The organism is Falsiroseomonas tokyonensis, from assembly GCF_019024325.1.
Lineage (GTDB): Bacteria > Pseudomonadota > Alphaproteobacteria > Acetobacterales > Acetobacteraceae > Falsiroseomonas > Falsiroseomonas tokyonensis.
This window is the reverse complement of record NZ_JAFNJS010000003.1, coordinates 347,122-362,851: the sequence shown is the minus strand read 5'-3', so window position 1 is coordinate 362,851 and position 15,730 is coordinate 347,122. Positions and strand designations below refer to the sequence as shown.

General features: G+C 69.6%; 18 protein-coding genes. 7 read left to right on the top strand and 11 right to left on the bottom strand.

The window, feature by feature from the left end:
• Position 1: 1 nt before the first annotated feature.
• Both J3S20_RS12270 and J3S20_RS12265 read right to left on the bottom strand, forming a co-directional pair.
• Positions 2–973 carry an ABC transporter permease gene (locus J3S20_RS12270; protein ID WP_216836765.1) on the bottom strand — a complete coding sequence of 324 codons (972 nt, stop codon included), beginning with the start codon at positions 971–973 and terminating at the stop codon, positions 2–4.
• Between the two features lie 37 nt (positions 974–1,010).
• On the bottom strand, positions 1,011–2,612 hold the full coding sequence (locus J3S20_RS12265) for an ABC transporter substrate-binding protein (RefSeq protein ID WP_216836764.1): 1,602 nt from the start codon (positions 2,610–2,612) through the stop codon (positions 1,011–1,013).
• A gap of 104 nt (positions 2,613–2,716) precedes the next feature.
• Between J3S20_RS12265 and J3S20_RS12260 the strand changes: the two genes are divergently transcribed.
• Positions 2,717–4,300, top strand: a complete 1,584-nt coding sequence (locus tag J3S20_RS12260; protein ID WP_216836763.1) for an ABC transporter substrate-binding protein — start codon at positions 2,717–2,719, stop codon at positions 4,298–4,300.
• Between the two features lie 254 nt (positions 4,301–4,554).
• Positions 4,555–5,571, top strand: coding sequence for an SMP-30/gluconolactonase/LRE family protein (locus tag J3S20_RS12255; RefSeq protein ID WP_216836762.1), 1,017 nt, complete (start codon positions 4,555–4,557; stop codon positions 5,569–5,571).
• An 18-nt stretch (positions 5,572–5,589) separates the two neighbouring features.
• On the opposite strand, the gene J3S20_RS12250 is transcribed toward J3S20_RS12255, so the two are convergent.
• The 5 genes from J3S20_RS12250 to thiS form a co-directional block, all read right to left on the bottom strand.
• A complete protein-coding gene (locus J3S20_RS12250) occupies positions 5,590–6,054 on the bottom strand; it encodes an Lrp/AsnC family transcriptional regulator (RefSeq protein WP_216836761.1) in 465 nt (154 codons plus the stop codon).
• 86 nt (positions 6,055–6,140) lie between these two features.
• Positions 6,141–7,271 carry a type III PLP-dependent enzyme gene (locus J3S20_RS12245; protein ID WP_216836760.1) on the bottom strand — a complete coding sequence of 377 codons (1,131 nt, stop codon included), beginning with the start codon at positions 7,269–7,271 and terminating at the stop codon, positions 6,141–6,143.
• A gap of 412 nt (positions 7,272–7,683) precedes the next feature.
• On the bottom strand, positions 7,684–8,055 hold the full coding sequence (locus J3S20_RS12240; RefSeq protein ID WP_216836759.1) for a hypothetical protein: 372 nt from the start codon (positions 8,053–8,055) through the stop codon (positions 7,684–7,686).
• A 95-nt stretch (positions 8,056–8,150) separates the two neighbouring features.
• Positions 8,151–8,942, bottom strand: coding sequence for a thiazole synthase (locus tag J3S20_RS12235; protein WP_216836758.1), 792 nt, complete (start codon positions 8,940–8,942; stop codon positions 8,151–8,153).
• Between the two features lies 1 nt (position 8,943).
• Positions 8,944–9,171 (bottom strand): sulfur carrier protein ThiS, encoded by a 228-nt coding sequence (gene thiS, locus J3S20_RS12230; protein WP_216836757.1) that lies wholly within the window; start codon positions 9,169–9,171, stop codon positions 8,944–8,946.
• 138 nt (positions 9,172–9,309) lie between these two features.
• On the opposite strand from thiS, the gene aroQ reads away from it, so the two are divergent.
• From aroQ to aat, 4 genes are all read left to right on the top strand, one after another.
• Positions 9,310–9,765, top strand: a complete 456-nt coding sequence (gene aroQ / locus J3S20_RS12225) for a type II 3-dehydroquinate dehydratase (protein WP_216836756.1) — start codon at positions 9,310–9,312, stop codon at positions 9,763–9,765.
• On the top strand, positions 9,765–10,229 hold the full coding sequence (gene accB / locus J3S20_RS12220; protein WP_216836755.1) for an acetyl-CoA carboxylase biotin carboxyl carrier protein: 465 nt from the start codon (positions 9,765–9,767) through the stop codon (positions 10,227–10,229). The genes aroQ and accB overlap by 1 nt, the downstream gene beginning before the upstream one ends.
• The gene (gene accC / locus J3S20_RS12215; RefSeq protein ID WP_216836754.1) at positions 10,229–11,572 is read left to right on the top strand and encodes an acetyl-CoA carboxylase biotin carboxylase subunit; all 1,344 of its coding nucleotides are present in this window, start codon (positions 10,229–10,231) and stop codon (positions 11,570–11,572) included. The genes accB and accC overlap by 1 nt, the downstream gene beginning before the upstream one ends.
• A 110-nt stretch (positions 11,573–11,682) precedes the next feature.
• On the top strand, positions 11,683–12,354 hold the full coding sequence (gene aat, locus J3S20_RS12210; RefSeq protein ID WP_343215211.1) for a leucyl/phenylalanyl-tRNA--protein transferase: 672 nt from the start codon (positions 11,683–11,685) through the stop codon (positions 12,352–12,354).
• Positions 12,355–12,360: 6 nt separating this feature from the next.
• On the opposite strand, the gene J3S20_RS12205 is transcribed toward aat, so the two are convergent.
• The 4 genes from J3S20_RS12205 to J3S20_RS12190 are packed head-to-tail and all read right to left on the bottom strand — an operon-like array spanning position 12,361 to position 13,889.
• A complete protein-coding gene (locus J3S20_RS12205) occupies positions 12,361–12,744 on the bottom strand; it encodes a DUF2155 domain-containing protein (protein ID WP_216836752.1) in 384 nt (127 codons plus the stop codon).
• Positions 12,741–12,956: a hypothetical protein gene (locus J3S20_RS12200; RefSeq protein WP_216836751.1), complete on the bottom strand. Its 216-nt coding sequence runs from the start codon at positions 12,954–12,956 to the stop codon at positions 12,741–12,743. Before J3S20_RS12200 ends, J3S20_RS12205 begins: the two co-directional genes overlap by 4 nt.
• On the bottom strand, positions 12,953–13,486 hold the full coding sequence (mlaD, locus tag J3S20_RS12195; RefSeq protein WP_216836750.1) for an outer membrane lipid asymmetry maintenance protein MlaD: 534 nt from the start codon (positions 13,484–13,486) through the stop codon (positions 12,953–12,955). Before mlaD ends, J3S20_RS12200 begins: the two co-directional genes overlap by 4 nt.
• A gap of 46 nt (positions 13,487–13,532) precedes the next feature.
• Positions 13,533–13,889: an NADH:ubiquinone oxidoreductase subunit NDUFA12 gene (locus J3S20_RS12190; RefSeq protein WP_216836749.1), complete on the bottom strand. Its 357-nt coding sequence runs from the start codon at positions 13,887–13,889 to the stop codon at positions 13,533–13,535.
• A 189-nt stretch (positions 13,890–14,078) separates the two neighbouring features.
• Here J3S20_RS12190 and J3S20_RS12185 point away from each other — a divergent pair, with 189 nt between their 5' ends.
• Complete coding sequence (locus J3S20_RS12185; protein ID WP_216836748.1) at positions 14,079–15,611, top strand: TSCPD domain-containing protein; 1,533 nt, start codon at positions 14,079–14,081, stop codon at positions 15,609–15,611.
• Positions 15,612–15,730 lie beyond the last annotated feature (119 nt).

Sequence of the window (15,730 nt, the reverse complement as noted above, 5' to 3'; positions counted from 1 at the left end):
TTCACTTGCTGTCCAACCGCACGCGCGGGTCGAGCACCGAATACATCAGGTCGACCACCAGGTTGATGGTGATGAACATCAGAACGATGATCATCAGGTAGGCGACGATCACCGGGCGATCCAGCACGTTGATGCTGTCGATGATCAGCTTGCCCATGCCCGGCCAGGCGAAGATGCTTTCGGTGACCACCGAGAAGGCGATGGTGCTGCCGAATTCCAGGCCGGTGACGGTGATGACCGGGATCAGGATGTTCTTGAAGACATGCACGAAGGTCACGCGGAAGGGGCTGAGGCCCTTGGCGCGCGCGAACTTCACGTAATCCATCAGCATCGTCTCCCGCACCCCGGCGCGGGTCAGGCGGATGACCAGGCTGATCTTGAACAGCGCCAGGTTCAGCGCCGGCATCACCAGGTGCGACAGGCCATCCGCGGTCAGGAAGGACCAGCGCAGGCCCAGCAGCTCCCGCGTCTCGCCGCGCCCGGTGGAGGGCAGCCAGCCGAGCTGCACGGCGAAGATCATGATCAGCATCAGCCCGACCCAGAAGGTGGGCAGGGAGAAGCCGAGGATGGAGCCGGCCATGATGGCCTTGGAGCCCAGGCTGTTCGGCTTCAGACCGGCATAGAGGCCGAGCGGCAGGCCGATGATGATGGCGCCCACCGTCGCGGCCAGCGCCAGTTCCAGCGTCGCCGGCATGCGCTGCAGGATCAGCTGCAGCGCCGGTTCGTTGAAGACGAAGGACCGGCCCAGGTCGCCCTGCACCGCCTTGCCCAGGAAGACGAGGTATTGCTGCCAAAGCGGCAGGTCCAGGCCCAGGGCGGCCACGGCGCGTTCCCGCTCGATCTGATCGGCATCGGGGCTGATCAGGATCTCGACCGGGTCGCCGATGGCGAAGACGCCGATGAAGACGATGATGGACATCGCCAGCACGACGCCGGCGGCCTGGATCAGCCGCCGCAACAGATAGACGCTCATACCTCAGTCCTTCCGGGCCCGGTCCTTCAGGGCCGCGTCAGCGCGCGGCCGCCGGGCGCACATCCTGCGCCCGGGTCAGTTCATCGACCCGCGGCGTATGCGTCAGGCCGCGACGCATCGCCCAGATATTGGTCTGGATATGCAGCGGGATCACCGCCACCTGCTCCGCCGCGATGCGCTGGGCGCGGATCAGCATCTGCTCCCGCTTCTCCTCATCCAGTTCCACCAGCGCCTGGGTCAGGATGCCATCGATCTCGGCATTGGAATACCGGCCGCGGTTGGAGGCGCCCCAGCCGCGCTCGCGCGAGACGGTGGCGATGATGTTGCGCAGCGGGTGGCTGCCATCGGGGTTGGAGCCCCAGCCGATCAGATGCGAGGAATATTCCTGCCGGCCGGCGCGGCCGACGAAGGTGGCCCAGGTCTGCGCCTCCACCGCCGTGCGCACGCCGATGCGCGTCCACATCTGGCCCACCGCCTGGGCGATGCGGCTGTCGTTGATGTAGCGGTCGTTCGGGCTGTTCAGCGTGATGCGGAAGCCGTTCGGATAGCCGGCCTCGGCCAGCAGCCGGCGCGCCTGGTCCGGATTGTATTCCGGCGCCGCCACATCGGGGACATGGCTGAAGGTGCCCGGCGGCAGGAACTGGCCGGAGGGCGTGGCCGCCCCTTCCATCACCCGCTCCGCGATCGCCTTGCGGTCGATGGCAATCGACAGCGCACGGCGCACCCGCACATCCTGCAGCGGGTTGCGGCCCAGCGGCCGGCCCTCATTGTCCGTGATGAAGGGCGAATTCTCATTCGCCGCGCGCAGGTGATCCAGGCCGAGGAAGATCAGCCGCAGCCCCACCGTCTCCGACAGCGCCATGTTCGGGTCGCGGCGCAGTCGCGCCAGGTCGCTGGTCGGCACCTGGTCGATGAAATCGAGGTCGCCGGAGAGCAACGAGGCGGTGCGCGTCGCGTCATTGGTGACCATGCGGTAGTTCACCCGCGCGAAGGCCGGCTTGTCGCCCCAATAGGCGTCGTTGCGCTCGAACTCGATGCGGTCGCCATTGCGGTGCGAGACGACGCGCCAGGGACCGGTGCCGATCGCGGCGCGGCCGGCGTTGAAATCCTCCGTCGCCGCATTGGCATGCGTCTCCGAATCCAGGATGCGGACATTGGTCATGTCGAGCGGCATCAGCGGATAGGGCGCGGCGGTGTGGAAGCGAATGGTCAGCGGGTCCACCACCTCCATCCGCACGATCGGCCGCGCATAGGCCGCGTAGGAGGACGGGCTGTTCGGCACGTTCGGCAGGCGCTGGATGGTGAAGACCACATCCTCCGCCGTGAAGGCGTTGCCGTTGTGAAAGCGGACATTCGGCCGCAGCTTGAATTCCCAGGTGGTGGGGCCGACGGCGCGCCAGCTTTCGGCCAGGCCCGGGATATTGCGCGCGGCCGCATCCGTATTGACCAGCTTGTCGAAGATCATGTCGCTGACGGCATTGTTCGGCGACAACTGGTGGTAGTGCGGATCGAGCGAGGTCACGGGCGAGCCGACGCCCATGTTCAGCGTCTGCTCCTGGGCCCAGACCTGCCCCGCCGGCAGCCCGGCGGCCATGAGCGAAACAGCCGCGACGGCGGCACTGCGGATGCTTTTGCGCATCACTCTCTCCTCAACGAAGGCTTCCCCGAAGCGCGTTGTGTAGCAGCCCCCATCCCATGCGGCTAGGCTGACGTCCCGTTCATGTCTTCCGGGAGACGCTTCGCATGGTTTTCATTCGCCTACCCCTGGGGCAAGCCCTCGTCGCCGCCACGCTGCTGGCGACCCCCGCCCTGGCACAGGACCGCAATCTCACCATCGGGATCGGTGGCTCGCCCACCTCGCTCGACCCACATTTCTATAATGCCTCGCCCAATATCAGCCTGACCATGCATCTCTTCGACCGGCTGACGGAACAGGACGCGCAGGCGCGTATCCAGCCGGCGCTGGCGGAAAGCTGGCGCGCGGTCAGCGAGACCACCTGGGAATTCAAGCTGCGCCCCGGCGTGAAGTGGCATGACGGGCGGGACTTCACCGCCGATGACGTGGCCTTCACCATCGGCCGCGCGCCGAACGTGCCGAACAGCCCGGGCGGATTCGGCGGATTCGTGCGCGCCATTTCCCGAGTTGAGGTGGTGGATCCGCTGACCATCCGCTTCCACACGGCGGCCGCGCATCCGCTACTGCCGACGGAGCTCGCCTCCATCCAGATCATCTCCCGCCATGTCGGCGAGGGTGCGGGGACCGAGGACTACAATGCCGGCCGCGCCGCCGTGGGCACCGGCCCCTATCGCCTGGTCTCCTACCGCCCCGGCGACCGCACCGAATTCGCGCGCAATGACGCCTATTGGCGCGGCGCGGAGCCCTGGGCCCGCGTCTCCTACCGCTTCGTCGCCAATGACGCGGCGCGCACCGCGGGGATCCTGGCCGGCGACCTCGACGTCATCGACCAGGTGCCGTCGACCGACATCGCCCGGCTGAAGCGCGACAACCGGCTGAATGTCTCGGAGATCCCGAGCCTGCGGCTGATCTACCTGATGACCGACTTCTCCCGCCCCGACAGCGCACCGGTGATGGTCAGCGACAGCGAGGGTCGGCCGCTGGAGCGCAACCCGATGCTGGATTCGCGGGTGCGGCGCGCGCTGTCCATCGCCATCGACCGCCAGGCGCTGGCGGACCGGGTGATGGAGGGCACCGCGACGCCGACCGGCCAGTGGCTGCCGCCGGGATCCTATTCCTACAACCCGGCGGTGCAGGTGCCGCGCCACGACCCGGAAGGCGCCCGCCGCCTGCTGGCCGAGGCCGGCTTCCTGAACGGCTTCCGGCTGACGCTGGCCACGCCGAACGACCGCTACCCGAACGATTCCCGCACTGCCCAGGCGGTGGCGCAGATGTGGAGCCGCATCGGCGTGCGCACCCAGGTCGAGGCGCTGCCCTGGACCAGCTACGCCGCCCGCAATTCCCGCCAGGAATTCAACGCCCGCCTGGCCGGCTGGGGCAGCGTGACCGGAGAGGCCAGCTACATGCTGGTGAACATTTTCGGGACCTACAACCGCGAACGCCGCACCGGCGCCTCCAACAACTCGCGTTATTCGAACCCGGCGCTGGATGCGCTGACGGCCCGCGCCGCCGGCACGCTGGACGATGCGGAGCGCGAGAAGCTGCTGCAGGAGGCGGTGGCCATGGTGGACCGCGAGACGGCGATGATCCCGCTGTTCCAGCTGGTGAACTTCTGGGCCACCCGCCGCGGCATCACCTATGAGCCGCGGATGGATGAGCGGACGGTCGCGATGGGTGCGCGGCCGCAGTAAGGTCGGACCTGCGGCCCGCAGGGCCGAGCGCGCGAATGCGCGCCGCGGCAAGTGCCGCGAAGCCAAGCCGCGCGGATGCGCGGCGCCCGGCGTCTGAGGGGTACGAAGGCGAAGCCTTCGTACGCTGAAAAAGGCCGCCGACCTCGCCGACGCTGAACGGCCTAGGCAAGGCGCGCCGCGGCGGCGCAGCCTTGCCGGGCCGGGTGACCCCGGCAGCCCCGCAAAAGGGGCCCAGCAAACGGAGGGAACCCGAGATGATATCCGAACGCCGTCAGCTGCTGCGCGGCCTCGGCAGCGCCGCCCTGTTCGCCGCCACCCCTGCCCTCGCGCAGCGCGAAGCCCCGCAGGGCCGCTACCCCGACCCCGCCGTCGAGGTGCTCGACCCGTCCTTCAACCGCTACCGCCTGGCGCTCGCCGCCGTGGAGCGCCTGGCGACGGGCTTCCGCTGGAGCGAGGGCCCGGTCTGGTTCGGCGACCAGCGCTGCCTGATCTGGTCCGACATTCCGAACAACCGCCTGATGCGCTGGCATGAGGGGGATGGCCGCGTCGATGTCTTCCGCGAACCCGCCAACAACCCCAATGGCAATACCCGCGACCGCCAGGGCCGCCTGATCACCTGCGAGCATCTGACGCGCCGCGTGACCCGCACCGAGCTGGACGGCCGCATCACCGTCCTGGCCGACAGCTTCGACGGCAAGAAGCTGAACAGCCCGAACGACGTGGTGGTGAAATCGGACGGCTCGATCTGGTTCACCGACCCGCCCTTCGGCGTGCTCGGCTTCTACGAGGGCGAGATGGCCCAGCCGGAGCTGCCGACGAATATCTATCGGATCGACGGCACCAGCGGGCAGGTCACGCTGGCCAGCGGCGATGTCGGCCGCCCCAATGGCCTCGCCTTCTCCCCGGATGAGCGGATCCTCTATGTGGTGGAGGCCGCGGCCAGCCCGCGCGTGATCCGCGCCTTCGACGTCGGCGAGGGCGGGCGCCTGTCCAACAACCGCATCTTCTTCCAGTGCAAGGATGGCGAGACGCCGGATGGCTTCCGCCTGGATGTGGACGGCAACCTGTGGTGCGGCTGGGGCATGGGGACGCCGGAGCTGGATGGCGTGCGCGTCATCAACAAGGACGGCGTGCCGATCGGCCATATCCACCTGCCGGAGCGCTGCGCCAATGTCACCTTCGGCGGGCGGCACCGGAACCGGCTGTTCATGCCGGCCAGCCGGTCGCTCTACAGCCTCTATGTGAACACCCAGGGCATCGCCTACGGCTGAACCCGCCGGCGGAGGGGGCTATTCCTCCTCCGCCTCCGCCACCGGCAGGATCGCGGTCTCCTTCGGCGAGGCGAGTGCGAGGATGGTCTCCGTCCGCGCCACGCCCGGCTGGCCGCGCACGGCCTGGGAGACGAAGGTCTCGAGCCCCGCGATATCAGCCAGGCGCAGCTTCAGCAGGTAGCACCAAGCGCCGGTCACCGTATGGCATTCCAGCACCGCCTCATGCTGCTTCATTGCGGCGACGAAGCCAGCATCGCCATCGCCGGGATGCATGGCGACGAAGACGAAGGCGAGCAGCGGGCAGCCGGCGGCGACGGGGTCGAGGTCGATCCGCCAGCCGCGGATCACCTCCCGCTCCTCCAGCCGCTTCACCCGCTCCGCCGTGGCGGAAACGGAGAGGCCGGCGACCTTGGACAGTTCAGCCAGCCCTGCCGCGCCGTTCTCCTGCAGCGCGACGACGAGGTTGCGATCGATTTCATCCATGCCGGCAATCTAACCCGGCGACGCCAAAAAAAGAAACGGCGGGCTCGCGCCCGCCGCATTTTTTCCGGCTGATCGGGCCGATCGCCTCAGATGTAGTGTTCGGCCAGCGGGCGGAAGCCGTTGAAGGCCTGGCTCGCATAGGTCGTCACATAGGCGCCGGTCGAGAGCAGCTGCACCTGGTCGCCTGCATCGAGCGCCATCGGCAGGCGGTAGTTGGACTTCTCATACAGCGTGTCCGTGCTGTCGCAGGTCGGTCCCGCAATGGACACCGGGCCTTCCTCGCTGCCGTCATGCGGCGTCTGGAAGGCGTAGCGGATGGACTCGCCCTCGGTCTCGGCCAGGCCGCCGAAGCGGCCGATGTCGAGATAGACCCAGCGGACGGGATCGTCCTCCGACTTGCGGGAGACCAGCACGACCTCGGAGGAGACCACGCCGGCATCGCCCACCATGAAGCGGCCGGGCTCGATCACCATCTCCGGCAGCGCATTGCCGAAATGCTCGGTCATGGCGCCCATGATGGCGTCCCCGAAGGCGTCGATCTCCGGCACCTCGGCGCGGTAGCGCACGGGGTAGCCGCCGCCCAGGTTCACCATGCGCAGGTTGATGCCGGCATCCTTCAGATCGGTGAAGATCATCGCCACGCGGGCGATCGCCGCCTCATAGGCGCCGGTCTGGGTCTGCTGGCTGCCGACATGGAAGGAGATGCCATAGGGGTCGAGGCCCCATTCGGCCGCCTTCACCATCAGGTCGCGCGCCATCGCCGGCTCGCAGCCGAACTTGCGCGAGAGCGGCCATTCGGCGCCCTTGTTCTCCACCAGGATGCGGCAATAGACGCGCGCGCCGGGGGCGGAGCGGGCGAGCTTGCGCAGCTCCGGCTCGCTGTCGAAGGCGAACATGGTGACGCCGGCGGCGAAGGCGGCCTTGATGGCGCTCTCCTTCTTCACCGTATTGCCGAAGGAGATGTCGGCCGGGCGCGCACCGGCCTCCAGGCAGGCCTGGATCTCTTCCCAGGAGGCCGCGTCGAAGGAGGAGCCGAGCACGGTCAGCCGGTCCAGGATCGGCGCGGCCGGATTGGCCTTCACCGCATAATAGACGCGCGCCAGCGGCAAGGCCGCCTTCAGCCGGCCGTAGTTTTCCGCGACGCGATCCACGTCCAGCACCAGGCATGGCGTGGCGGGCGCTTGGTCGCGCAGATACGAAGCGATTTTCGGGTTCATCGCGCCCGTACTCCCCTGCAAACAGTGGAGACTGCCCCTGCGGGGACTGCCCCTAGATTGACGAAACGGTCGAACGAACCAGCGACCAAAGTGAAACCGGCGGATTGCTCCGCCGGGGTTGCCAGAACGCTTGACGTTGTTGCGTTAACCTTGCGCCGCGGTGGCAGGACCCGGGGGAATACTTGCCCTGGTCTGCTCCGTGGGCCTGGGGCCTTCGGCACGTGCGTACTGCGTCTGCGGCGCATATAGGGCCGGCAGCCCGGGGGGGAAAGCGGTAATTCGCCTCCCCAGCCGTTTTTTTTCCGCGGCCGGCGTTAAAGCGCCGGAAACCGCCATGGTGCCCCCCGGGGGGCGGCCGGGATGGCTCCGGGGAATCGGGCGCTTCTCACGCGAATCCGCCGGAACCGGATCCTCAGTTGGCGCGCAGGCCGCCATTGGTGACGGTGATCTGGCTGGCGACGCAGACATTCACCTGCCGGAGTTCCGCGGCGCGGCCATTGTCCCAGACGACACGGAAGTCATAGAGGCCGGTATTGGCCGCCCGGTAGCTGAGCTGACGGCCCGGCGGCAGCACGGAGCTTCCGAGCTGGTCATTGCCCCAGCCGGAGCGGCTGGAATGGCTGAAATACAGCCGCTCCACCGTGCGGGAGGAGGCATTGGCAACGCGGAAGCTGGTGTCGCAGCTCTGGGCCGGCACCATCACCACGGCGCGCTGGGGTTGCTCCACGCAGGCAGCGAGGCCCAGGCCCATCGCGGCCAGTGCGACCCAATTACGGCGCTTCATGCTTTCTCTCCCACGGCCTTCCATTTCGGCCATGTGACAAAGCTAGGATACAGCCCGCGCGGCAGGCAAGCCGGGCGCCCGGGTCGAAGCGCCACTCAGCGGATCAGGCCGGACACCGGGCTGGAGGGATCGGCCGCCGCGCTGCGCGGCATCCGGCCGGCAAGGAAGGCATCCCGCCCCGCCTCCACCGCCGCCTTCATGGCGCGCGCCATGCGCACCGGGTCCCGCGCATGGGCGATGGCGGAATTCAGCAGTACCGCATCGCAGCCCAGCTCCATGGCCAGCGCGGCGTCCGAGGCCGTTCCGATGCCGGCATCGACCAGCACCGGCACCTTCGCCTGGGCAATGATCGCCTTGATCATGAAGGGGTTCGCGACACCCAGGCCGGAGCCGATCGGCGCGCCGAGCGGCATGATGGCGACGCAGCCCATCTCCTCCAGCCGCTTCGCCGCCACCGGGTCGTCGGCGCAATAGACCATCACCTCGAAGCCATCGGCCAGCAGCGCGGCCGCGGCCTCGAAGGTCGCGGCCATGTCCGGATAGAGGAAGGGCGGCGGGCCCAGCACTTCCAGCTTCACCAGGTTCCAGCCGCCGGCCTCCCGCGCCAGGCGCAGGGTGCGCACGGCGTCCATGGCGGTGAAGCAGCCGGCGGTATTGGGCAGGTAGGTGTAGCGGTCGGGCGGCACGAAGTCCTGCAGCATGGGCTGCGAGGCGTCCGAGAGGTTCACCCGCCGCACCGCGACGGTGACCATCTCGGCGCCCGAGGCCTCGATCGCCGCCTGGGTCTCCGGCAGGTCCTTGTAGCGGCCGGTGCCGACGACGAGGCGGGAGCGGAAGCGGCGCCCGGCGACGGTCCAGCCCTCGTCAGCCTGTGCCATGCCGTCCATCTCAGCCCCCTCCGATGAAGTGCACGATCTCCAGCCGGTCGCCCTCGGCGAGCGGCGTGCTGGCCCAGGCGGAGCGCGGCACGATCTCCAGGTTGCGCTCCACCGCCACCTTGGGCGCGGCCAGGCCGATCAGCGCCAGCAATTCGGCCACGGAGGCGCCCTGCGGCACCTGCCGGCTTTCCCCATTCACCTGGATCGCGATCTGCGCCGTCATCGTCTGCCCCGCCATGGGTCGAAGATGGCGCCCGGCGGCCCGGCGAACAAGACGCGGCCGGTGCAGGGCTGCCATCCCGGCCCGCGCTGCGGCTTGCCCCTGCGGAGCGGAGCGTGCTAGCCCGGCCCGCCTGCGAAACCCAGGGACTCTTTCGTGAACCCCCCGCTGATCGTCGTCCTGAACGGCCCCAACCTGAACCTGCTCGGCACCCGTCAGCCGGAGATCTATGGCTCGGCGACGCTCGACGATGTCGAGGCGCTCTGTGCCGAGACGGCGGAGCAGCTGGGGCTGGCGATCGATTTCCGCCAGACCAATGGCGAGGGCGAGCTGATCACCTGGGTGCAGGAATGCCGCGGCCGCGCCGCCGGCATCATCATCAACCCGGCCGGCTACAGCCACACCTCCATCGCCCTGATGGATGCGCTGAAGGCGACCGACCTGCCCATCATCGAGGTCCACATCTCCAATATCCATCGCCGCGAGGAATTCCGGCACCTGAGCTACGTCTCCAAGGCGGCCACGGGCGTCATCGCGGGCCTGGGCATCGGGGGCTATGCGCTGGCGCTGCAGGCGATTGCGGATCTGGTGGCCGAAGAAGGAGAGCCCTGATGTCGGGCGTGCAATTCGACGCGGCGGCGATTCGCGAACTCGCCAAGATCCTGCGGGAGACCGATCTAACCGAGATCGAGCTGGTGGAGAAGGACAGCCGCATCCGCGTGGCGCGGCAGATCACCGTGACCCAGGTGGCGCATCTGCCGGCCGCCGGCGCCGCCCCCGCCGCCGCGCCGGCGGCCGCGGTCGCCGCGGCGGTGCCGGAGGCGGTCTCGGATGCGGCGCATCCGGGCCTCATCACCTCCCCCATGGTGGGCGTCGCCTATCTCTCGCCGGAACCTGGCGCGGCGGCCTTCGTCACGGTGGGCGCCAAGGTCAGCCAGGGCCAGACCCTGATGCTGATCGAGGCGATGAAGACCTTCAATCAGATCCGCGCCCCCCGCGCCGGCACCGTCACCCGCATCCTCGTCGAGGGCGGATCGCCCGTGGAATACGGCGAGCCGCTGATGATCATCGAGTGATGTTCAAGAAGGTCCTGATTGCCAATCGCGGCGAGATCGCGCTGCGGGTGCACCGCGCCTGCCAGGAAATGGGCATCCGCACCGTCGCCGTGCACTCCACCGCGGACAATACCGCGATGCATGTGCGGCTCGCCGATGAGAGCGTCTGCATCGGCCCGCCCTCGGCCCGCGACAGCTACCTGAACATGGCGGCGATCCTCTCGGCGGCGGCCATCACCGGGGCGGAGGCGATCCATCCCGGCTACGGCTTCCTCTCGGAGAACGCCAATTTCGCGGAGATGGTGGAAGCGCATGGCCTGGCCTTCATCGGCCCGACGGCGGCGCATATCCGCATGATGGGCGACAAGATCGCGGCCAAGGACGCCATGCGCTCGCTCGGCGTGCCGCTGGTGCCGGGCTCGCTCGGCGCGCTGGAAAGCTTCGAGGAGGCCCGCGCGGTCGCCGAGGAGATCAAGTATCCGGTGCTGATCAAGGCCGCCGCCGGCGGTGGCGGGCGCGGCATGAAGGTGGCGCGCAGCGCGGAGGAGCTCGAGGAAGCCTGGCGCGTCGCGCGCACGGAATCCAAGGCCGCCTTCGGCGATGACAGCGTCTATATGGAGAAGTACCTGGATCGCCCGCGGCATATCGAGCTGCAGGTGATGGCCGATATGCACGGCAATGTGGTGCATTTCGGCGAGCGCGACTGTTCCCTGCAGCGCCGCCACCAGAAGCTGGTGGAAGAAGCGGGCAGCCCGGTGCTGACGGCGGATGAGCGCGATGCGCTGGGCGCCCAGGTCACCAAGGGCCTGCGCCAGCTGGGCTACCGCAATGCCGGCACGCTGGAATTCCTCTGGCAGGACGGCCAGTTCGCCTTCATCGAGATGAACACCCGCCTGCAGGTGGAGCATCCGGTGACGGAGATGGTCTGCAACGTCGACCTGGTGAAGGAACAGCTGCGTGTCGCGGCGGGCGAACCGCTGGGCTACCGCCAGGAGGACATCCGTTTCTCCGGCCACGCCATCGAATGCCGCATCACGGCCGAAGACCCCGAGACCTTCGTGCCCAATCCGGGCAAGGTCGAGATGTACCACGCGCCCGGCGGGCTCGGCGTCCGCGTCGATAGCGCGCTCTATTCCGGCTATACCGTGCCACCCAACTACGACAGCCTGGTGGCCAAGCTGGTGGTGCATGGCCAGACCCGGGCCGAGGCGATCGCGCGGCTGAAGCGCGCTTTGGCCGAGATGGTCATCTCCGGCATCCGCACCACCCTGCCGCTGCACCAGCGCATCGTGGCGGATCCGGAGTTCCAGGCGGGGGACTATACCATCCACTGGCTGGAGAAGTTCGTGGCGCGGCAGGGGTAGCTGCGCAAAGCCCTCTGCCCCCCGACGGGGAGCGAGAGGGCTTCCTCGCCCGACACGCGACGAAACAGCCTGCCCTCGCGAAACCGCATTGTATGCCGCATAGTGGGCGGGTGAGCCGGCGCCAGTTCGAGATCACCCCTGACCTGATGCTCCGCGCCTATCGGGCGGGGCTTTTCCCCATGGCCGAGACGCGCCGCGGGGACCGGCTTTACTGGCTCGATCCGGAATTGCGCGGCGTGCTGCCGCTGGACCGTTTCCACCTGCCCCGCCGGCTGCGGCGCACCGTCCTCTCCGGCCCCTTCACCATCACCACCAACCAGGACTTCCAGGGCGTCATCGCCGCCTGCGCCGCGCCCGGGGAGGGGCGGGAGGACACCTGGATCAATCCGGAGATCGAGCGCCTGTTCGGCGCGCTGCACCGCATGGGCCATGCCCATTCGGTGGAGGCCTGGATGCCCGGCGATGGCGGGCCGCAGCTGGTGGGCGGGCTGTACGGCGTGGCCCTCGGCGGGGCCTTCTTCGGCGAGAGCATGTTCTCCCGCGTCCGCGATGCTTCGAAGGTGGCGCTGGTGCATCTGGTGGCGCGGCTGCGGCTGTTCGGCTTCACCCTGCTGGATGCCCAGTTCCAGACCACCCACCTGGCGCAGTTCGGCTGCCACGAGGTACCGCGCCAGGCCTATAAGCGCCTGCTGTCCGAGGCGGTGGAGGAGCAGGCGCGCTGGAACGATGCGCCGGACCCGGCCGCGGTACAGGCTGAGATCCTGCGTCTGGGCGAGACCTAACCCGCGCTATTGCGCCGCCCGGCATTCCAGGATGCGGATGTCGTAGACCGGGTGCTGCAGCATGTTCACGCCCGGCGCCTCAGCGAACATCCAGCCGCGGAAGACCGGGTTGGTGCCCTCCGGCGCGCGGCTGTCGCTGATCTCCATCCAGGCCGCGGCGTCCGGCACCTCGTCCGGCGGGCGGGCGTGGCAGGCGCGGACGGTGATGGTCAGGCTGCCGAAGCGCTCCGGCTGGTTCAGCGTGGCGCGCAGCACCGTGATGCGGGCGGTCACCTTGTCCAGCGCCTGCAGCACGGCGACGCGGCGCGGCACCCATTCCTGCGCCTCGGCCGGGCGCGCCAAGGGCGCGGCCAGCAACGGCAGCAGTGCGGCCAGGGCGAGGCGCCTCATGGCCGCTTCGGGCTCGGCAGGGCGGCGACCATATCGACCAGGATGCGGCGCATCGCCGCCTCGTCCACGCCCATCAGCACCGCATCCTCGAAGGCATCGCGCAGCACCTGGGCCGCTTCCCGGTGGTTCTCGGCCAGCACCTTCAGCTTCTCCCGGCAGGACAGGGGCGCGCCATCCGCGCCGGGCCAGCTGGCCGGCGGGTCCAGGCTCATGGCCGGGCGGGCGCCTGGCCGCCGGCTGGCGCCCCGGCCGGAGCGGAGCCGGGCGTCTGCGCGTTGCGGTTCGGCTGGCCCTCGGTCATCGAGAAGATGAAGCGCCCGAGCAGGCTTTCCAGGCTGATGGCGGATTGGGTGATGGTGATCTCGCCGCCATCGGCCAGGATACGCTCCGACCCGCCCGGCACCAGGGAGACGAAGCGCCCGCCCAGCAGGCCCTCGCTGGCGATCTCGGCGGAGCTGTCGGAGGGCATGCGCAGGCTGGCATCGATCCGCATGGTCAGGACCGCCAGGAAGGTCTGCGGGTCGATCCGCTGATCCACCACGCTGCCCACCTTCACGCCGGCCACCCGCACATCGGCGCCGGGCGCCAGGCCGTCGATGCGGTCGAACTTGGCGGTCAGCGTCAGTGCGGGGCCGGAAAAGCTGCTGCGGCCGCTATTGGTGACCGCATAGGCCAGGAAGCTGCAGGCCACCAGCAGCACCACGGCACCGGCCAGGACCTCGGCAATCGAGCGACCCTTCATCGAGACTGTTCCTGATCCTGCTGCGGAAGGCCGGCCGCCGGATGCGTCAAGAACCGGGGGTCCAGGCCTCGTAGTCGCCGGTCGTCACCTGGCGACGGCCGCCGGAATAGTCGTGCCCCGCCGGGTGCCAGGCCAGCGCAGTGCCGGTCGGGTTCGGGCGGTGCTCGACCATCCAGGGATGGGCCTTCGCTTCCGGCAGCGGCGCATTCGCGGTGTGATGCAGCCAGGCATGCCATTCCGGCGGCACCTTGGTGGCCTCCGGCGCCCCGGCATAGAGCACCCAGCGGCGCTTGCGGCCATAGCCCAGGAAGTCCTTGCGGGATTCGTGGTAGGTATTGCCGAAGCGGTCCGTGCCGATCTTGCGACCGGACAGGGCGGTGGTCAGGCGCATCATCAGCGACATGTGCGGTCCTTGGTGAGCCCCTGGTCAAGGCCCGGGCGGAGGCCGACCATGATCTGTGGGAAGTCCCAGTTTCGCACAACCGGACCCTCTGCGCAAAATCCTGTGTTGTCCACAGGATGTTGCGGTCTCGGCCAGATTCACCCACCAGATGCGCTTCCCCGCGGGCCGAGAGGCCTCTAGGCTCCGCCTATGACGACATTTGCCGGAACGCTGTGGGACCAGGTCGGGCTGTGGCGGCTGCGCGCCGCGCCGGAGCCCGATGCCGCGCCCCGACCCGTGGCCCTGCCCGTCTCCTGGGATGAACAGGCGGCGGAGGCGTTGGCGGCCCTGGCCCCCGGCACCGGGCCGGTGGTTTTCCCGAAGCTGGCCGAGGGCTGGATCAGCCGCCTGGCGCTGCGCGGGCGGGAACTTGGCCTGCTGGCCGATGCCGCGGCGCAGGACGCCTTCGCCGAGTCGCTGCGCGCGTTGCTGCTGGCCCGCCGCGGGGCGCCCGGCCTTTCCATCTGGCGCAATGAGAGCCGCGCCGCGCCGCGCTTCGTGCTGAACCTGCCCGCCTTCCTCGACAGCGATGGCAGCTTCGACACCCCGGGCTATGCCGCCGCCGTGGCGCTGGCGGTCCGCGCGCTGGATATCGCGACGGGCGCCAAGGCGCCGCGCCTCTCGGTCGGCTTCGCCGATCTCGCCGGCCTGCTGGCGGGCCTCGGCCTGCGCTATGGCAGCGCCGAGGCGCGCGCCGTGGGCGCTGCCATCGCCGCCCTGACCCGCGGCGCGGCGGAGGCCGAGTCGGGCCGCATCGGCGAGATCCTGGGGGCGCGGGAGCCACTCGCCCTGTTCGCCCCCGCCCCGCCCGGCGCCACCGTAGTGCCCGGCCTGGCGGAAGCCGCGCGCGCGGCGCTGCATGCCGCCGCCGGCAGCCTCGGCCTGCGCCACCAGGCGCTGGTGGCGCTTTCCGCCCCGGATGCGGTGGAGGCGCTGCTGGGCGCCGAGACCGGTGGCCTGGCGCCGGCCGCCGGCGCCACCCGCCTTTCGCTGGATAGCCAGGGCTGGGTGACGGAGGTGCCGACCCGCGCCGCGCTGCGCATCGGCCGCGCGGCGGCGGGGACGCTGCTGGCGCCGGTCCCGGATGCCGAGTGGATCGGCATGGCCCAGGCGCTCGCTCCCTTCCTGCACCTGCCGCCGCCCATGCCGGTGGCCGAAGCCGCGCCCGCCCGCGCCGCGCCGCCGCTGCCCGAACGCGCCGCCGTCCTGCCGCTGCGGCCGGCCGGCGCCGTCTGGCGGGTCTCGGTGGGCGGCCATAAGGTGGTGCTGCGTACGGCGGAGGACCAGCAGGGCCGGCTTTGTGAGGTCACCATCGCGCTGACCAAGGAATCGGCCGCCTATCGCAGCCTGATGGATGCCATGCTGCAGGCGGTCTCGATCGGCCTGGCGGCCGGCGTGCAGCTGGACAGCTTCGTCGAGGCCTATGCCTATACCCGCTTCGGTCCCTCCGGCACGGTGGAGGGCGACCCCGCCATTCGCCGCGCCACCTCGGTGCTGGACTGGGCGTTTCGCAGGCTGGCGCTGGACTATATCGGGCGGCGCGACCTGGCCGATCCCTCCGAGGAGGATTGCGCGCCGGATGCCACCGGCCATGCGGGGGAGCAGCTGCCCCTGCTGCCGATGGACCTGCCCTCCGCTCCCGCGCCGCGGGTGCGGCGGCGGCAGTTGAAGCTGGTGGGTTAAGGGGCCGACTGCCCCCACCCCGGCCCTCCCCCGCCCTGCGGGGGAGGGAGAACATGGCGCTTCCCTCCCCCGCAGAGCGGGGGAGGGTCAGGGTGGGGGCAGTGACCCCGCGACCCCTC